The organism is Acinetobacter sp. AC1-2 (assembly GCF_016124155.1).
GTDB classification, from domain to species: Bacteria; Pseudomonadota; Gammaproteobacteria; order Pseudomonadales; family Moraxellaceae; genus Acinetobacter; species Acinetobacter calcoaceticus.
The window spans coordinates 72,419-89,253 of sequence record NZ_JABFFO010000007.1 but is presented as its reverse complement, the minus strand read 5'-3'; the positions used below and the strand labels follow the sequence as shown (position 1 = coordinate 89,253).

At 38.3% G+C, this 16,835-nt stretch carries 16 protein-coding genes and 1 pseudogene; 10 read left to right on the top strand and 7 right to left on the bottom strand.

What is annotated here, in order from left to right; all coding sequences use genetic code 11:
• The first annotated feature begins 134 nt into the window (after positions 1–134).
• A complete protein-coding gene (locus HL290_RS16905; RefSeq protein WP_198497072.1) occupies positions 135–1,799 on the top strand; it encodes a mechanosensitive ion channel in 1,665 nt (554 codons plus the stop codon).
• A gap of 128 nt (positions 1,800–1,927) precedes the next feature.
• A complete protein-coding gene (locus tag HL290_RS16900; protein WP_171493677.1) occupies positions 1,928–2,098 on the top strand; it encodes a hypothetical protein in 171 nt (56 codons plus the stop codon).
• A gap of 1 nt (position 2,099) precedes the next feature.
• Here HL290_RS16900 and HL290_RS16895 read toward each other — a convergent pair whose 3' ends face one another.
• The 5 genes from HL290_RS16895 to HL290_RS16875 form a co-directional block, all read right to left on the bottom strand.
• Positions 2,100–3,299, bottom strand: a complete 1,200-nt coding sequence (locus HL290_RS16895) for an NAD(P)/FAD-dependent oxidoreductase (protein WP_017392315.1) — start codon at positions 3,297–3,299, stop codon at positions 2,100–2,102.
• Positions 3,300–3,416: 117 nt separating this feature from the next.
• Positions 3,417–4,298 carry a 1-aminocyclopropane-1-carboxylate deaminase/D-cysteine desulfhydrase gene (locus HL290_RS16890; RefSeq protein WP_198497071.1) on the bottom strand — a complete coding sequence of 294 codons (882 nt, stop codon included), beginning with the start codon at positions 4,296–4,298 and terminating at the stop codon, positions 3,417–3,419.
• A gap of 64 nt (positions 4,299–4,362) precedes the next feature.
• A complete protein-coding gene (locus HL290_RS16885) occupies positions 4,363–5,490 on the bottom strand; it encodes an HlyD family secretion protein (RefSeq protein WP_198497070.1) in 1,128 nt (375 codons plus the stop codon).
• Positions 5,491–5,524: 34 nt separating this feature from the next.
• The gene (locus HL290_RS16880; protein WP_005048729.1) at positions 5,525–7,168 is read right to left on the bottom strand and encodes an MFS transporter; all 1,644 of its coding nucleotides are present in this window, start codon (positions 7,166–7,168) and stop codon (positions 5,525–5,527) included.
• 1 nt (position 7,169) lies between these two features.
• Positions 7,170–7,733: a TetR/AcrR family transcriptional regulator gene (locus tag HL290_RS16875; RefSeq protein WP_198497069.1), complete on the bottom strand. Its 564-nt coding sequence runs from the start codon at positions 7,731–7,733 to the stop codon at positions 7,170–7,172.
• 179 nt (positions 7,734–7,912) lie between these two features.
• Here HL290_RS16875 and HL290_RS16870 point away from each other — a divergent pair, with 179 nt between their 5' ends.
• The 3 genes and pseudogenes from HL290_RS16870 to HL290_RS16860 all read left to right on the top strand — a co-directional run bounded on the left by HL290_RS16870 (position 7,913) and on the right by HL290_RS16860 (position 9,204).
• Positions 7,913–8,536 (top strand): LysE family translocator, encoded by a 624-nt coding sequence (locus HL290_RS16870; protein WP_004641496.1) that lies wholly within the window; start codon positions 7,913–7,915, stop codon positions 8,534–8,536.
• Between the two features lie 163 nt (positions 8,537–8,699).
• Positions 8,700–8,888 (top strand): NF038215 family lipoprotein, encoded by a 189-nt coding sequence (locus HL290_RS16865; RefSeq protein WP_198497068.1) that lies wholly within the window; start codon positions 8,700–8,702, stop codon positions 8,886–8,888.
• A pseudogene (locus HL290_RS16860) lies at positions 8,869–9,204 on the top strand (calcium-binding protein). The gene HL290_RS16865 and the pseudogene HL290_RS16860 overlap by 20 nt, the downstream one beginning before the upstream one ends.
• A gap of 90 nt (positions 9,205–9,294) precedes the next feature.
• Here HL290_RS16860 and metG read toward each other — a convergent pair.
• Entirely contained in the window at positions 9,295–11,361 is a 2,067-nt protein-coding gene (metG, locus tag HL290_RS16855) for a methionine--tRNA ligase (protein ID WP_198497087.1), read from the bottom strand.
• Positions 11,362–11,645: 284 nt separating this feature from the next.
• On the opposite strand from metG, the gene HL290_RS16850 reads away from it, so the two are divergent.
• The 3 genes from HL290_RS16850 (at position 11,646) to HL290_RS16840 (ending at position 14,500) form a co-directional block, all read left to right on the top strand.
• Positions 11,646–12,146, top strand: coding sequence for a hypothetical protein (locus HL290_RS16850; RefSeq protein ID WP_198497067.1), 501 nt, complete (start codon positions 11,646–11,648; stop codon positions 12,144–12,146).
• Between the two features lie 147 nt (positions 12,147–12,293).
• On the top strand, positions 12,294–13,484 hold the full coding sequence (gene apbC / locus HL290_RS16845; RefSeq protein ID WP_198497066.1) for an iron-sulfur cluster carrier protein ApbC: 1,191 nt from the start codon (positions 12,294–12,296) through the stop codon (positions 13,482–13,484).
• A gap of 143 nt (positions 13,485–13,627) precedes the next feature.
• A complete protein-coding gene (locus HL290_RS16840) occupies positions 13,628–14,500 on the top strand; it encodes a 5'-methylthioadenosine/S-adenosylhomocysteine nucleosidase (protein WP_198497065.1) in 873 nt (290 codons plus the stop codon).
• Between the two features lie 32 nt (positions 14,501–14,532).
• Here HL290_RS16840 and HL290_RS16835 read toward each other — a convergent pair whose 3' ends face one another.
• Entirely contained in the window at positions 14,533–15,102 is a 570-nt protein-coding gene (locus HL290_RS16835) for a DUF2062 domain-containing protein (RefSeq protein WP_003653419.1), read from the bottom strand.
• A gap of 362 nt (positions 15,103–15,464) precedes the next feature.
• Between HL290_RS16835 and HL290_RS16830 the strand changes: the two genes are divergently transcribed.
• Together HL290_RS16830 and dcd are read left to right on the top strand one after the other, a co-directional pair.
• Entirely contained in the window at positions 15,465–16,058 is a 594-nt protein-coding gene (locus tag HL290_RS16830) for a LysE family translocator (RefSeq protein WP_004641512.1), read from the top strand.
• A 115-nt stretch (positions 16,059–16,173) separates the two neighbouring features.
• Positions 16,174–16,743: a dCTP deaminase gene (gene dcd, locus HL290_RS16825; RefSeq protein ID WP_003653416.1), complete on the top strand. Its 570-nt coding sequence runs from the start codon at positions 16,174–16,176 to the stop codon at positions 16,741–16,743.
• Positions 16,744–16,835 lie beyond the last annotated feature (92 nt).

Here is a 16,835-nt window from a genome sequence, read left to right as displayed (position 1 = left end):
ATGCAGAAGTGTGTTGATTAGAAAATATTCAAAACATAATGTGAGATAGACCGCATTCATCGTCATTTTTTACAACGAATGGTGTTTCCTAGAGATAACACTGAAAAGAACATAACAATTGAGGACATAACAATATGAATGAATTTTTTGATGGGCCTCGCGGCGCTCAATTTGATGCGATGTATTACTGGGATCAGTTTCATCCAATTCTGGCTGCAATAGTGATTTTATTAGTTGGTTGGATAATTGCTTTATTGGTAGCGGCAGGTGTGAAAAAGCTTCTACAAAAAGTAAATACCAATGCCAAACTATCTTCAGCTACTGGTCGAGCCCCAAATATAGAAGGCCTTATTTCAAAAGTCGTATTCTGGTTTATTTTAATCTTAGCGGTTGTCGCAGCTCTCAATGTACTTAATATTAGTGGAGTAAGTGGCCCGTTCAGCAATATGGTGAATCAGGTACTCGTCTATATTCCAAATATTATTGCTGCTGTGGTGGTGGGTTTTATTGGTTGGATCGTTGCTCGACTGGTGCGAGCAGGGGTGACCAATGTTTTATCCAGAACCCAACTCGATGATAAGTTAAGCAGTGAAGTGGGTGTAGGTGGAATTAGCCAAAATATCGGTGAAATTCTTTACTGGCTTGTATTGTTACTTTTCCTTCCGATTGTTCTTTCAATATTAGGATTAACAGGCTTACTGATTCCAGTTCAAAATATGGTAAATGACGCCGTAGCGTTCTTACCAAATATCTTTATTGCTGGCGTTATCGTTTTTGTTGGGTATATCTTGGCAAAAATTGTACGCGGTATTGTTGAAGGTTTAGTAAATAGCTTAGGTGTTCAGGCTCAAGCTGAAAAAATTGGTCTTTTCAAAAGCTCTAATGTAGGCAAATTCTTAGGTTCGTTTGTTTTTGCCATCATTATTATTACGACATTGATTGTTGCGTTCGAAGCTTTAGGGATTGAGACAATTTCTCAGCCAGCGACAGCAATGCTGAATGAAATCTTACAAGCGATTCCAAACATTATTGCGGCTGGTTTAATTTTACTGGTTGCTTATATTGTTTCTCGTTTTGTTGGGCGTTTGGTTGCAGAGTTAATTGCAGGTACTGGTGTTGATGAAATTCCTGCCAAATTAGATGTACAACGCTTTTTAGGTGAAACCAAAGTTTCTAATGCAGTTGGCTGGTTAATTGTATTCTTTACCATGCTATTTGCGGTTTCTGAAGCTGCGGATCGTCTTGGTTTCGACCAAATCAGTGGTCTAATCGCAATGTTTATCCATTTCGGTGCAAACATTCTGTTAGGTGCTGTTATTTTGGTTATTGGCTTTTGGCTCGCAAATGTTGTGGCGAACGTGGTGCAACGTGGTGAATATAATAGCTCGCGTTGGTTAGCTAGTTTAGTTCGTGTCTTAATTATTGGTCTAGTACTTGCGCTTGGTTTAAGAGCGATGGGTATTGCAGATTCAATTGTTAATCTTGCATTTGGTTTGACTCTAGGCGCAGTTGCAGTTGCTTTCGCTCTTGCATTTGGCTTAGGTGGTCGCCAACCAGCAGAACGACTTTTAACTGATTTGCTTGATAAAGCTAAAAAAGAAGCGAATCAACCAAATCCTCTTTATCAACCACCGTCTAGTACGGGTAGTACGGCTCCAGCCACAACTACATCAGCGCCAACGACTTCACCGTCACCAGTTTCATCTGATGCAAAACCAGCAGATTCTGTACAAGTGAATCCAGCACAACCCCCAGTGAATAAACCGTTTGGCTCTACAGGTGAAAATGATGAAATTTAAGGGAATTAAACTGAATTTCAGATAAACAGTACAAAAAATCTTTGATTTTTGTGATAAGTTCGACCACTCTATATTGAGTGGTCGTTCTTTTTTGGCCGTTATAAAAACAAATAAGTGAGGAAAATACGATGAAGAAACCAGGTCGTTTTTTAGCACCAATTGTCATTGCCGGAATTACGGTAGGTTTTTTAGCAAGTGCTTATAAATTTGTATTTAGTAAGTCAGAAAACTCGAAACAAACTACTTCTCAGCCGCAAGATTCACAGAACGCATCAAGTAATTCGAAAAACTCAAATTAGCTTATACGTATTGGGCAGCAGCATAGGCAGAAGACCACGCCCACTGGAAGTTATAACCTCCTAAATGGCCAGTTACATCGAGTACTTCGCCAACAAAAAACAATCCTTTCTGCTTTTTACTTTCCATAGTCTTGGAAGATACTTCTGTTGTATCTATTCCGCCTAAAGTAACTTCAGCGGTACGATATCCTTCTGTTCCAGACGGTTTAACTGCGAAGCCATGTAACTGCTCGGCAATATGATCTAGCTGTGCATCACTGATATTACCAATCGCTGTTTCGCTCTGCTCTGACCATATGAGTTGTTGTAACTCTTGGATGATACTTTTGGCAGTGAATTCATTAAGAAGAGTACGTAATAAAACTTTAGGCTGTGTTTTCTTTTTATCTTTTAAATAAGTCGCTAAATCTTGGCTTGGGAAAAAGTCAATTTTAAAACTTTCTCCTGAATTCCAATAGTTCGAAAGCTGTAAAGAACTTGGTCCACTCAAACCACGATGGGTAAATAATAATGCTTCAGTAAAGCTATTCTTTGAGTTGCTTAACGTCACATCCAAAGCATTACCACTTAAGCGTGTAGTGACTTCTTTAATATGATCTGAAAAAGTAAATGGAACTAAACCTGCACGAGTTGGGAAAACCTGATGTCCAAATTTTTGTGCCAGTTCATAGCCAAAACCAGAACCGCCTAATGTTGGAATCGATAAGCCCCCAGTCGCAATCACTAAAGAATCACAAGTGTAATGTCCTTGATTGGTGTTTAGTGAAAACCCACCTTTTTCTAAGGGCGTAATTTGGCCAACTTCGCAATGGGTTTGAATATCCACATTTTTGGTTTTATTACACTCACTCACAAGCATTTCTAAAATTTCTTTAGCGCCGTTTAGCGTAAATAATTGCCCGTGTTTACGCTCTTCATAGGCAATTTTATAATCACACACTAAACCGATAAAGTCCCAGTTGCTATAACGTGACAGGGCAGAAATAACGAAGTGCGGATTATGAGAAATATAGTTATCAGGTTCTACATATAGGTTAGTAAAGTTACACTTACCACCACCCGACATTAAAATCTTTTTACCAATTTTATTGGCTTTTTCTAAAATTAAAACCGAGCGCCCGCGTTTAGCAGCATGTGCAGCCAACATGAGTCCAGAAGCACCTGCACCTAAGACAATGACATCGACATGACTGTTAGACATAAGAGATTCTCGATTAATCTTGAAAATTAAAAAGGGGCATATACTATCATGCCGACACTTACTCATGCTAAAGACATTTATTGGTATGAGGAGCAATATCTCCTAAAAATTAATGAATCAGTAGCTTAGCTTGTTTCTTATATCAGCCTGTAAACCACCAGAATGAATTGCCAGAATACGAGTTCCTTCAGGGAAGTAATTATTTTTTATAAGGTCAAACTGGCCGAACATCATTTTTCCCGTATAGATCGGTTCAAGGGGTATAGCATATTGCTCTTCAAAATTTTGGATAAATGCGAATAACTCAGGTGAAGTTTTAGCGTAACCACCACAGCAGTAGGCATCTGTCAGTGACCAATTCTGTTTTTTAGTCCACTGCATAATATCTTGTTGTAGAAAGTCGCCTTTTAATGCTGAAAACCCTAGAACCTTTTGATGTAGTGCACTTCGTTCAATCAGCCCTGAAATAGTCCCACCAGTTCCGACTGCACAGCAAATAACATCATAGTTTTGCAAATCACTTTGACTAAGAATTTCCTGACAACCTTGCACGGCTAGCTGATTAGAACCGCCTTCAGGAATAATGAAAGTTTCAGGAAATTGATTGTGTAATTGTTGAAGATAGTTTGCATCATCTCTCAAACGATATTCAGTGCGCGAGACAAAATGTAGATGCATTCCTAAACTTTGAGCTTTTGCTAAGGTTGGATTAAGAGGTTTATCAGCTAATTCTTCCCCACGAATAATGCCTACACTTTTAAAGCCAAAAAGATGAGCTGCATACGCAGTTGCAGCAATGTGATTTGAATAAGCCCCACCAAAAGTCAAAACGCGTGATAATTCTTGTTGCTGTGCCTCAAGTAGATTGTATTTTAGTTTGAAAAACTTATTCCCCGAGATTTGAGGATGAATTAAGTCTAACCGCTTAATGTCGAGATGCAGGGGATAGGGAAGTTGAATATGTTGATAAGGAACCGATTGAGTAATGTGATCAAACATTAGAAATTGAGAAAATAATGATTGATCACATTGTAACTTTTTAAATAGAACTTTAAAAAGCTGTTTACGAATTTGTATCGACAGAAGTAACTACTGACATACCTGGACGTAAATGTTCCATTCCTTCCTGATTTGGATCAATGGTTATACGTACAGCAATCCGTTGAACAACTTTAGTAAAGTTTCCTGTCGCATTGTCTGGCTTTAATACACTGAACTCGGAACCCGCAGCTGGTGAAATTTGTTCAACATGCCCTGTAAATTTTTTGTGTTTCATGGCATCGACTGTAAACCATGCTTTTTGACCAATTCGCATATTGGCAATTTGGGTTTCTTTGAAATTGGCAATCACCCAAGTTTGCTGCGGAATGAGGTAGAGCAACTGTGAACCTGCTGCGACATATTGCCCCACACGAGGGTTCACCTCACCCAGTTGACCATCCATCGGGGCAACAATAACGCTATAGTCTTTGGTGGTTTGTGCTTGGTCTAACTGTGCTTTAGCGCTTGAAACTTGTGCTTCTAAGCCAGCTTCTGCGACTTGTGCTGTTTTAAGCGCTTCATTTGCAACTAATACATTGGCTTCTGCCTGTTTCAGCGCTGCAAGGTTGTTTTCGGCATCTGCTGCAGCTTTATCTTGTTCGGATTTAGAAGCTGCTCCACTATTTCCTAACTGTTGATAGCGTCTAAGCTGTGCTAAAGAGAGTTCGTATTGAGCTTTTGCTTGATCCACTTTGGCTTGTGCAGCCACAATATCAGCTTGTTTCTGAGCAATGGATTGAGTTTGATTAGCTAAAGTATTTTTAGCTTGCTCAACCCCAGAAGCTGCTTGCGTTACTTTTTGATCGTAAGTGGTTGCATCAATATGCATGAGCACTTGACCTTTTTTAACATGGTCAAAGTCTTTAACTAATACGTCTTTAACGTAGCCATTAATTTGTGAAGATAAAATTGTGGTTTTACCTTTGACATAACTATTGTCAGTTTGCTGAACACTGGTTGCAAACGGCCCGATTCTCCATGCCCATAAAATCACTAAAATACCGACAATAAGAACACCTAACATCCATAACAGTGTTGAGCGTTTTGTCGGAATCAGTTTACTTGCAGGTGCAGGTGCAGGTGCAGGTGTTGGCTCGTTGACAGGTGCCTGAGCAGGCGTTTGTTCCGGTTTATTTTGATCATCTGACATATATCAATCTCAATTTCATCAAATACGAAAGCCGTTAAGGACGGCTAATTCCTCTGCGTTGTAGATATTTACTACGTGCAATATTAAATCCACCCCATAAGAGTAGGGCGACGGCAAAAATACCGTTTAATGCAATAACGTCATTGTAGGCTCGCACTTGGGCTTCACGAGTGACCACTTGATTAAGTGAGCGCATGGATTGAGCTGTTTGTAATGCTGGGTCAGTAGTGGTGATTGATGCACTGCGTTGATAGGTAGATAGCCTTTGAGCGACTAGAGGGTCTGCTTGTTCTAAATCTTTAATGATCTCTGCCTGATAGTTCTGCGTACGATGTTGTTGATAGGTCGAGAAGAAAGAAGACCCTACAAGACCACCGAAAGTTTGGGTGGCAGAGAACAACACAATAAAAGTCACTACATAAGAGGGGCCTTTAGCAAGAGTTTGTGCAAACCCGATAAGAAGTAATGGACCAATAAATAAACCACCAGCAAAACCCACTAAGAATTGACTTGCAAAGAAGTTCACAGGTCGGACATCACTGGTTAAGTGATAATCTAGTCCACAGGCGACCAGAATCAAAAATTCTGCAAAAAGTAAGTGGAAGATAATTCGTTCGCGTGAAAAAGTAAGTGCACTAAAAAGCGTTCCGCTTAAAATTCCTATGAATATCACAACATAGAGTGGCACAAATTGGTCAGGTCCCATTCCCATTGTTTTTAAGAAGTTAACAGCAGCATAGCTTTGCTCTGACATTAAAAGACGTATTGCAAAAGCACCAAAAATGAAACGTAGGGTTGAAGAGGCGCCTAGCCAACGCGTCATAATTAATGGATTGGCGCGATAGTGTTCGTAGAGTAAACCGAGCACAACTAAGCTAAAACCTGCGATTAATATATAGGCAAGCCATTCGCTATTAAACCACCATAAAATTGGACCTTGCGTCAGCACGATACATAAACATGCAAAACCTGGAGCCAATAAGGCAAAGGTGAAGAAATCTTGCTTCTCAAAAACATAAATTCTTAAGCTACGTGGTAATTTCAATGAAACGACCATGGCTAAACAACAAAGTGCTAAACCGAGCTCAAAGGTGTAAAGAACAGACCAACTGTCTGTACTTACAAGGAAAGGAGAGATAATCCAAGCCAAGGGTACGCCAAGTTGCTGAAAGCCGAAGGCGATATATATTCCTTTTGCCATGTCTGCTTTTTTAAAGGCCTGCATGGTGTAATACATACCTAAAGAGCTTAGTGGTGCACCAGCTAAACCAGCCACAACCCGAGCGAATAGTGCCATTTCATAGGTGTGCACAAAAATATGCAAAACAAGAACCGCAATAAAAATAACCAGCCCTATTTCTGAAAATACTCTCAGGCCATATTGTTGTCTGGCTTTAAACAAAATCAGATTTGAGCTGACATTTGCCATGACATAGGCTGCAGGCAGCCAAGCAGCTTCGGAAGGGGTAAGACCGTATTCACCTTGGATTAAAGGTAAGTTGGCCGTAATAAAACCATTACTTAAGCTTGCCGAAAGAGCGATAAATAAACCGATAAAAAAGTAAATAAACCGCTTAGGTACAGAGTGTGCAATTGCTGCTGGTGAACCAGGTAGAGTCGGTTGCTCTTCTGGTGTCCAGTCGGGTGGTGTTTCTAAATAACGAGGCGTTTTACTCATTCTATCCCTCGAATTTTTGTATTTGAATACCATGAAATAGTAATTCAATTGCTCGTTTTGCTAAGCGAGTCTGTTCTTCGGGCTCATGTCCTTGAAATGAAGAACCTAACATTGCAGTAACCATTGCATAGTCATCGGCAGTTAGATCAGCTCGGCACAGTTTTTGTTCTATTGCTTTTTCAATCAGTGGATTAAGTGCATTATTTCGCCGTTCATAGATTTTTAACATAATTGGGTCTTGTCGATCAATTACTCTCCAAAAATCTTGCAAAATTGCGAGTTTGGGAAGCTGCCCAATATGTCCTTCAATTAAACGAAATAAACCATCTTTGAATTGTTGAAAATGAGCTGCTTTTTGCTCTAGCTGTGTAATCGCACGCTCTAAAAGCGCACTAATTAAAGCCTTGCGATCACAAAAATTACGATAGAACGTTGCTCGTCCTACACCAGCATGGTCAATCACAACTTGTAAGGGGACATTAATGCCATGAATACGAAAACATTCTTCGGCTGCATTGAGTAATTCATCCCGATTATGGGCAGCAATTTTTTGACGTTTACTCATGTCATCGATTGGGGGAGTTTTAAAGGTTATATATTTAACGGACATTTTTGTCCGTTGTGAAGATATAAATTGTAAAAACATGAAAATTCAATTTTCATCATTTATATTTTCTGCATTTTTATATGCGTCATAAAAAGCTGGTAGAATACCGCGCAATTGCGTAATGCTAGGTCAATACAATGTTTGAGTCCCTTATTCCTCTTTTTTCAATTGCGATGGCATTGATGCTTGGAGCAATAAGCCCAGGGCCAAGCTTTATTTATGTGGCACAAAATTCAATTTCTAAATCACGTAAACATGGTTTGTTCACGGCTTTAGGAACGGGTACAGGCGCGGCTCTGTTTGGCCTATTAGCTGTTATGGGGTTACAAGCAGTTTTATTGGCTGTACCTTCTGCTTATTTAATTTTAAAAATTGGTGGTGGGCTTTATTTACTTTGGCTAGCTTTTAAAATTATTAAGCATGCTAAAGAACCAATTGCAATGGAAAACGATGCAAAATCAAAAATGACCTATAAACAGGCATATCGTTATGGTTTGATTACGCAGTTAAGTAATCCGAAAATTGCAGTCGTGCTAGCGAGTGTATTTACTGCTTTGTTGCCAAAAGAAATCCCCAATTATTACTACGTCGCATTGCCAGTTATTTGTTTTATGATTGATGCTGGTTGGTATTCATGTGTTGCAATGCTGCTATCTTCAGAGAAGCCTAGAACAATGTACTTAAAGGCAAAAACTGGTGTTGACCGAGTTGCTGGAAGCATTGTTAGCCTATTGGGCTTAAAGCTAATTTTCTTCAAATGATTAGTCTTTAATTAAAATATCTAAAAAATCCAAAGCCAGCTGTTTATAGTCTGGCTTTATTTTTTGCGTAAAATATATACAAATTGAAATATCTTTTTTAGCACTTAAACATTTAAAAAGTGGTAACTTAATAAATAAAACAAAAAGAAATGAGGATCACGTTATGAAAAAACTAATGGTGAGCATTTCTGTAGTTTTTCTCATCTTAACTACAGGATGTGAGATGAGAACGATGAGTAAGCAATCACCAGCAAATGAGCGGACCATGAGTATTGTTGGTACTCCAGTTCATGAAAAGGATTATAAAATTTCCGATATCCAAGCGAATAATCATGAGCCATCCAACTATTAAGTTACTTGCAGGATGTGCGACTTACTGTATTTTGAATATGGTAAATGCATGCGAACCTGCTTCTTTAGATTGGAAGCTTTTTTAGGGAAAATATGATTTAAATCATGATGGAATGTACAGCCTAAAAGAATTTCAACGCGTTGAGGATTTTTATCCTTATAACTGGCCCAGCGATAAACGTTTTCAAGGCGAAAACAAGCATATAGAGTTATTTCATTATTTAGATGAAAATAAGAATGGCTATTTAACAAATGAGGAGTTAGGAAACATACATGTTTTATTTAATAACCCTTGTGAAGGGTGGCCGTGGTCGTAATTTAAATTCACTTATTTATGTTTTTTCAGAACTCGAATTTTAAAAATAAAAAAAGCTTCCAATTTAGGAAGCTTTTTTTATGAAGGCAGATTAAGAAACTTTATCGCCTGGTTTTGCACCGCTATCTGGTGAAATAATGAAAATACCTTCACCATTTCCAGCAGCAAGTACCATTCCGTTTGAAATACCAAAACGCATTTTACGTGGTGCAAGGTTAGCAACCATAACGACTAGTTTACCTTTTAAATCTTCTGGTGCGTATTGGCTACGAATACCACTGAATACGTTACGTGTTTCAGCTTCACCAACGTCTAAAGTAAGTTGAAGTAATTTATCTGAACCTTCAACAGTGCCTGCTTCAACGACCTGAGCAACACGTAAGTCAACCTTTAAGAAATCTTCAATACCAATGATTTCTGCTTCACCAACTGCTGGAACAGGAGCCGCTTTTTTCTCGGCAGCTTTGTCCTTTTTCGCAGCTGCTTTAGTTGCTTCTGGAGCAGGAGTACCTAAAGACTCTTTAGATGCATCCACCATTGCTGCAACAGCTTTTGGATCAACACGTTGCATAAGCGGTTGGAACTGTGCAATCTCATGGCTTACAAGAATTTGTTTACGTGACTCGAAATTGAAGCTCTCAAGTTTTAAGAAACTTTGAACTTGCTCAGCTAAAGTTGGAAGAACTGGAGCCAAGTACACAGCTAATTGACGGAACAAGTTGATACCAACCGAGCACACATCAAGAACTTGTTGTTCTTGACCTTCTTGTTTAGCAAGTGCCCATGGCTTTTTCTCGTCAATATATTGGTTTGCACGATCAGCAAGCGCCATAATTTCACGAATAGCCATTGAGAATTCACGTGCTTCATATGCGCTAGCGATTGAATCACCTGCATCAATAAAACTTTGTACCAATTCAGATTCTGCACATGCAGCAGATAAAGTATTGTTAAAGTTACTGTTGATAAATTTAGCGCAACGACTAGCAATATTGACGACTTTACCGACTAAGTCAGAATTTACTTTTTGAATAAAATCATCAAGATTTAAATCAGAGTCTTCAACTTTATCTGAAAGTTTAGATGCAAAGTAGTAACGTAAATATTCTGGATTTAAATGCTGTAAATAAGTCTCTGCTTTAATAAAAGTACCACGAGACTTAGACATTTTTTGTCCGTTCACAGTCAAGAAACCGTTCACAAAAAGACCAGTTGGGGTGCGATAGTTTGCACCATCCAACATTGCAGGCCAGAACAATGCATGGAAATAAACAATGTCTTTACCAATGAAATGGTAAACATCGTTTTGACTGTCTTTTTTCCAGAAATCATCAAAACTTAAATCTGGGCGCTTAGTTTTGATGTAATTTTCAAAACTCGACATATAACCAATTGGCGCATCTACCCAAACATAGAAGTATTTATTTGGTGCATCTGGAATTTCAAAACCGAAATAAGGTGCATCACGGGAAATATCCCAATCGGTTAAACCCGACTCAAACCATTCATCTAGCTTGTTTGCAATAGAAACAGGTAATCGACCTTCATCACGGGTCCATTTCTGTAAATACTCAGCAAAGTTCGGTAGTTTAAAGAAATAGTGATCTGAAGATTTTTCAACTGGTGTTGCACCACTTAAGGTTGAACGTGGGTTAAGTAATTCAGTTGCATTATAGGTTGTACCGCAAACTTCACATGAGTCGCCGTATTGGTCTTCTGATTTACATTTTGGGCATGTACCTTTAATGAAACGGTCAGACAAGAACATGCCTTTTTCTGGGTCAAATAATTGAGTTACAGGGCGAACTGCAATATTTCCAGCTTCACGGTTTTTAATATAGATATCTGTTGAGCGGGCTTTGTTCGCATCGCTATGAGTTGAATCGTAATGATCGAAATGTACGCCAAAACCGTCAAAATCACGGATGTGTTCTTTTTGAACATTCGCAATTTGCTCTTCTGGGCTAATACTATTTGCTTCGGCACGTAGCATAATTGCTGTACCGTGAGCATCATCCGCACATACATAAGTCACATCATGACCCATTGCTCGCATGGCACGAACCCAGATATCTGCCTGGATGTAACCGAGTAAATGACCCATATGAATTGGACCATTAGCATAAGGGAGGGCATTAGTGACTAAAATTTTACGCACGGATTTCATTCTCTCATTCGTATTTATAAGGTAGAAGATTTTAACTGATGCAGGGAGATAAGCAAAGATTAATAATCTTTGGCTTGGTGCAAGAGGTTTCTATAAAAATGGGTTTTGGTCAGAGAGCGTTTCTCTTTAGAACAGATAAACAAATCAAAAAATATTTGAATCTTCCTGTATTGTCTTTGTTTCAAATTGCAGTTACGGTCAGAAAATAAGCCATAACGATGTATAACTAATAACTTATTCAGGTAATTTTTTAATTAACTACGAGGATAACAACGATGACTACTGAAAATAAATTAGATGAGTTAAAAGCAAAAGCGGCAGATGCAAAAGTACAAGGTGAAAAAGCTTTGGAAGATTTAAAGGAAAACGTAAAAGCTAAAGAAGTTGCTGGTAAAGAAGCTGTTGAAGATAAAGTAGATGAGTTAAAGGCCAAAGTGGCAGATGCAAAAGTTCAAGGTGAAAAAGCTTTGGATGATTTAAAGGAAAATGTAAAAGATAAACAAGCTGCTGGCAAAGAGGCAGTTGAAGATAAAGCAAATGATTTGAAAGGCAAACTTGAGGATGCTCAGCATACCTTGCAAGATAAGTTCGATCATTTACGTACAGAAGCGGGTCATAAACTTGATGACGCCAAAGCCAAAGCAGTAGAGTTAAAAGATGAGGCTGCAACAAAATTTGATGAGTTAAAAACGCAAGCAACGGCGAAATTTGATGAGTTGAAGAAAACAGCAACAGATAAGTTAAATAAATTGAAGCACCATGATTCTGATGAATAAGTTTATTTAAACTAAAATCTGCACTCCTTACCTAAAAGATGGAAGCTTGAAAATTAGCTATTCTTCATCCTAAGGTGAGCGAGTGCGGATCAATACTGTTACACTATCTCCATTAAGCTGTAATGATCTGTTTTTGGAGTAAACAATATGTCTTGGCTTTCTTCATTAAAGTCTGTTTTTTCACCCGCACAAGAAGTGAAAGAAGATGAAATCCAAACGGTACTCCAAAATTATTTACTACCGCATTCAAAAGATGCTTTAAAAGAGCGCATTAGTCAGCTTCAAGTTCAAGGTCGAGTATTACAACTCACCATTAATACATTTCCTGATGAAAAAGAACACTTGCAACAAATTCATGATGATTTGGCTGGGGCTTTAGAAAAGTGTGGTATTGAAGAACTAAATCTACATGTGGTTCAACAAAAGCGCCCTGCACAAGAAAGTTCGAACTTACCTCCTGTGCTTGATGCTTCACCTAAATCAGAACCAGATCCGAATAATCCGCCTATCCAAAAAGCAGCTCCGCAACAAAGAGATGTTCCACTTCATCCTCGCATTAAGCATGTTATTTTAGTTTCGTCAGGTAAGGGTGGCGTTGGTAAATCGACAACTACTGTCAATTTAGCGCTTGCCTTGCAAAAAATGGGGCTTAAAGTTGGAGTGTTGGATGCCGATATCTATGGCCCAAGTATTCCGACTATGCTGGGAAATGCTGGCAAAACTCCTCTTATTGAAAGTGAAAATTTTGTGCCTTTAGATGCTTATGGCATGGCAGTGTTATCGATTGGACATTTAACTGGTGATAACAACACACCTGTCGCGTGGCGTGGACCGAAGGCAACGGGTGCTTTAATGCAATTATTTAATCAGACCCTTTGGCCTGATTTAGATGTATTGATGATTGATATGCCACCTGGTACTGGTGATATTCAACTCACGCTTGCGCAGCGTATCCCAGTTACTGGTTCAATCATTGTGACTACGCCACAAAATGTTGCCTTATTAGATGCTACTAAAGGTATCGAATTATTTAATAAAGTTGGAATTCCTGTATTAGGCGTCGTTGAAAATATGTCGACCCATATTTGCTCTAACTGTGGTTATGAGGAGCAAATTTTTGGTATTGGCGGTGGTGACAAGCTCTCTGAACAGTACCACATTCCACTGTTAGGTCGCTTACCCCTAAATGCTCAGATCCGTGAGCATGCTGATCAGGGTAAACCTAGTGTTGTAGCAATGGATGATGCCGCTGATAGTTATATTGATATTGCTAAGGCGATGTGGGAACAGATTGAAAAAATTCCTCAACGTACACGTGATGACAAACGTATCTTCTGATTTATTTAAACCCGACTTCAAGTCGGGTTTTTTATTATCTGGTTAAAATAAAAAATTAAACCACTGAATCTTAATAACAAAGCTAAACTTGAAATTGGCATATAGATTGCTACTTTACACTTTTTAAAAAGAAAGGGTAAAAAATGCAATTTAAATGTGCTTTTGGCGTAATCAGTTTATGTAGCGCCTTATTTTTAGTCGGATGCAATAATGACGACTCTTCTGTTTCACAAACACCAACAGTTCAGGAGCAAAAACAGAAATTGCAGCCAATTATTATTCAGGGTGCTTTGCCTGTAGAGTCGGAAAGAATGGCTTCAAAATTAGAGAATAAGACTGTTGAAACCATTGGTGGGTGGACATTCTGGAAGGGTACCTATAATGGTTATCCAATGATTATTTCTAAAACACGCATGGGTATGAGTAACTCTGCAGCAGCAACTGCTTTAGCCATTGAACGTTATAAACCGATTGCAATTATTAATCAGGGAACATCAGGCGGGCATGACCCAGATCTACACGTTTACGATATTGTCTTAGGAAAATACGCAACCAATATTGGTGCATTTAGAACACCAAAGCAGCCAGTAGGTGGTGGTTCAAACTCACTCACATGGGTTGAGGCTTTTGATGTTTTACCAACAGATGAGTCTGACCCAGAACCTATTGCAATTCGTAAATTTGAAGGTGACCAAGAGTTATTAATGGCGGCACATAAAGTCCGTTATGACAAAGGCGAAGTGGTGGAGGGAACAATTGGTTCAGCAGATGTCTGGAATAATGAGCTTGATCGTATTCAATTTTTCCATCAACGCTATGGCACTTCAGTCGAGGAAATGGAAGCAGCATCTGTTGCACAAATTGCTAGCCAGTTTAATGTTCCTTTTTTAGGGATTCGAATCTTATCTAATAATATTACGAATAATGGAGCTTATGACCCAGGTACAGGAGAGGCTTGCCAAGAGTATGTACTCAATGTGGCTGAAGAGTATATGAAATCAAAACTACCAAAATAATAATTTAAAACTAAGCAAGAAGATCGGAGTCTTTATAAAACCTCTTCTTCTTGCTTTTTATGGCGATGTCTACTTTTCCAGTTTTTAATGACCATCCAACGCCAGAAAATTTCTGTAGATAAATATAAAATGACAGCAAATACGAAAGCTTCTACAACAAGACCTGTCATCAAAATTTTCGCAAGACTAAAATCAATGTGCCCATGGCCGAAATGAGTAATCCAGCGGGAAATCTGGTGCAATACACCCAGCAGCATTTCTTTGTTGATCATATGCACATGAAAAATATGTGCACCAAACCAAAACCCAATATATAGAATAGGAACTAAAGTAAGAGGATTACTTAGCCAAGCCAGCATTAAGCTAATTGGTAGATTTACTTCAAATAGTAAGACTGCCATCACAATAAATACACTGTGAAAAGGGATAGGCAGTAAACCAAAAAAGGTTCCGACAAAAACAGCTCGGGTAATTGATTTTCGATTGACATACCAAAGCACAGGATTAAGGGTCTTTTTACCAAAAATCCTTAGAAATTTCATATTTGAAACTTTCTCGGGTGAGGGAAGCCAAGATTGAAAAAAGTGCTTTGCCATAATCATTAAGGTAGTAGAGCGCGGTGCTCTAAATAAAAAAATCAGAAACAATATATGAATTGAAACTTATTAAAAGCTTAAAATTTAAACTTACCATCACTATATATTTTTTATTATAAAGGCTTTTGATGGAAAAATAGACTTAAAATAAAAATACTTATGTTATTTAAGTACGAAATTATTTGAAAAGCATAACAACTGACCGTAAAGTTTTCTTTATCACTTTTTGTGGTAATTTTATAAGTATATGTTTTTAATGTTTTTATTTAAAAATTAGAAGTGATCCAAAAAATTTTGTCTTACAATTACCTTTTGCCATGTGACAGGATATCTATTAATCTGAGATGACTATATTATGAGGTCATTCAATGATTTCATGGCTTTTTATTGGCTTAGTAGCCACAATTTTACTTACACCTGGTCCAACTAATACTTTACTCGCTTCTTCAGGCGTGCAAGTAGGACTGCGGAAGTCAGTAAAACTTATTCCGGCAGAAGTTTTGGGTTATGTGATCTCTATTTCTGCATGGGGAATGCTGATTGGGAAAGTGTCAACCACATTGCCATTGCTACCGCCTATTCTTAAGCTGTTGAGTGCTTGCTATATTATTTTCTTAGCCATTAAGTTATGGCATACGGCAAATCAAGAAATTGAATTAAATCAGCCTACGATCCGTACTCGTGAATTATTTTGTGCAACCTTATTGAATCCTAAAGCCTTGCTCTTTGCTTCAGCAATTTTTCCAGTAGCTGCGTGGAGTGATTTTCACATTTATTTAATTCATATGATGGCTTACTTAGCGCTTATTACGCCAATTGCCTTATTCTGGATTTTCTTGGGATCACTTTTAGCTTCTAAGAAAGTTGCATGGCTAAATCAGACTAATTTGCAAAAAACAGCTTCACTCGTTTTAGTCAGCTTTTCAATTCCTATTAGCTATTCTGCTTTACTGAGCCTTTAAATGTACAGCTGAGCTATTCTTATCGAGAAGAGTAGCTCAAGCGTTGTTTTCATAATTGCTTTTTTACGTTAAAGTACGTCGCAATCAATGAAATTACCTTTTGGATAGAAAATACATGGCTATTAAGTCTGATCGTTGGATTCGCGAAATGAGCGAAAAACACGGCATGATTGAACCTTATGCAGAGAATCAAGTCCGTTTTGATGAAAATGGTGAAAAGTTGATCTCATACGGGGTCTCTAGCTATGGTTATGATGTACGCTGTGCCCGTGAATTCAAGGTTTTTACTAACGTACATTCTGCAATTGTCGATCCAAAGAATTTTGATGACAAAAGTTTTATCGATATTGAGTCTGATGTTTGTATTATTCCGCCAAACTCATTTGCTCTAGCGCGTACGATTGAATATTTCCGTATTCCTCGTAATGTGTTGACCGTATGTCTAGGCAAGTCGACTTATGCTCGCTGCGGTATTATTGTGAATGTGACTCCATTAGAACCTGAATGGGAAGGTCACGTAACTTTAGAATTTTCAAATACCACTAATTTACCTGCCCGTATTTATGCAGGGGAAGGTGTAGCACAGATGCTATTCTTTGAAAGTGATGAAGTATGTGAAACATCTTATAAAGACCGTGGTGGTAAATACCAAGGTCAAACAGGCGTTACACTTCCGAAAACATAATTTTTCTTAGATAAAGAAGAGTTTTAAAATAATGGGTCGCTTAGGTGGCCCAATTTTATGAATAAAATTTACATGAGGTGCGTTTATCGGAA

Coding starts and splice junctions, on each gene's coding strand:
- HL290_RS16905 (WP_198497072.1), top strand. CDS start 135: ATGAATGAATTTTTTGATGGGCCTCGCGGCGCTCAATTTGATGCGATG.
- HL290_RS16900 (WP_171493677.1), top strand. CDS start 1,928: ATGAAGAAACCAGGTCGTTTTTTAGCACCAATTGTCATTGCCGGAATT.
- HL290_RS16895 (WP_017392315.1), bottom strand. CDS start 3,299: ATGTCTAACAGTCATGTCGATGTCATTGTCTTAGGTGCAGGTGCTTCT.
- HL290_RS16890 (WP_198497071.1), bottom strand. CDS start 4,298: ATGTTTGATCACATTACTCAATCGGTTCCTTATCAACATATTCAACTT.
- HL290_RS16885 (WP_198497070.1), bottom strand. CDS start 5,490: ATGTCAGATGATCAAAATAAACCGGAACAAACGCCTGCTCAGGCACCT.
- HL290_RS16880 (WP_005048729.1), bottom strand. CDS start 7,168: ATGAGTAAAACGCCTCGTTATTTAGAAACACCACCCGACTGGACACCA.
- HL290_RS16875 (WP_198497069.1), bottom strand. CDS start 7,733: ATGAGTAAACGTCAAAAAATTGCTGCCCATAATCGGGATGAATTACTC.
- HL290_RS16870 (WP_004641496.1), top strand. CDS start 7,913: ATGTTTGAGTCCCTTATTCCTCTTTTTTCAATTGCGATGGCATTGATG.
- HL290_RS16865 (WP_198497068.1), top strand. CDS start 8,700: ATGAAAAAACTAATGGTGAGCATTTCTGTAGTTTTTCTCATCTTAACT.
- HL290_RS16850 (WP_198497067.1), top strand. CDS start 11,646: ATGACTACTGAAAATAAATTAGATGAGTTAAAAGCAAAAGCGGCAGAT.
- apbC (WP_198497066.1), top strand. CDS start 12,294: ATGTCTTGGCTTTCTTCATTAAAGTCTGTTTTTTCACCCGCACAAGAA.
- HL290_RS16840 (WP_198497065.1), top strand. CDS start 13,628: ATGCAATTTAAATGTGCTTTTGGCGTAATCAGTTTATGTAGCGCCTTA.
- HL290_RS16835 (WP_003653419.1), bottom strand. CDS start 15,102: ATGATTATGGCAAAGCACTTTTTTCAATCTTGGCTTCCCTCACCCGAG.
- HL290_RS16830 (WP_004641512.1), top strand. CDS start 15,465: ATGATTTCATGGCTTTTTATTGGCTTAGTAGCCACAATTTTACTTACA.
- dcd (WP_003653416.1), top strand. CDS start 16,174: ATGGCTATTAAGTCTGATCGTTGGATTCGCGAAATGAGCGAAAAACAC.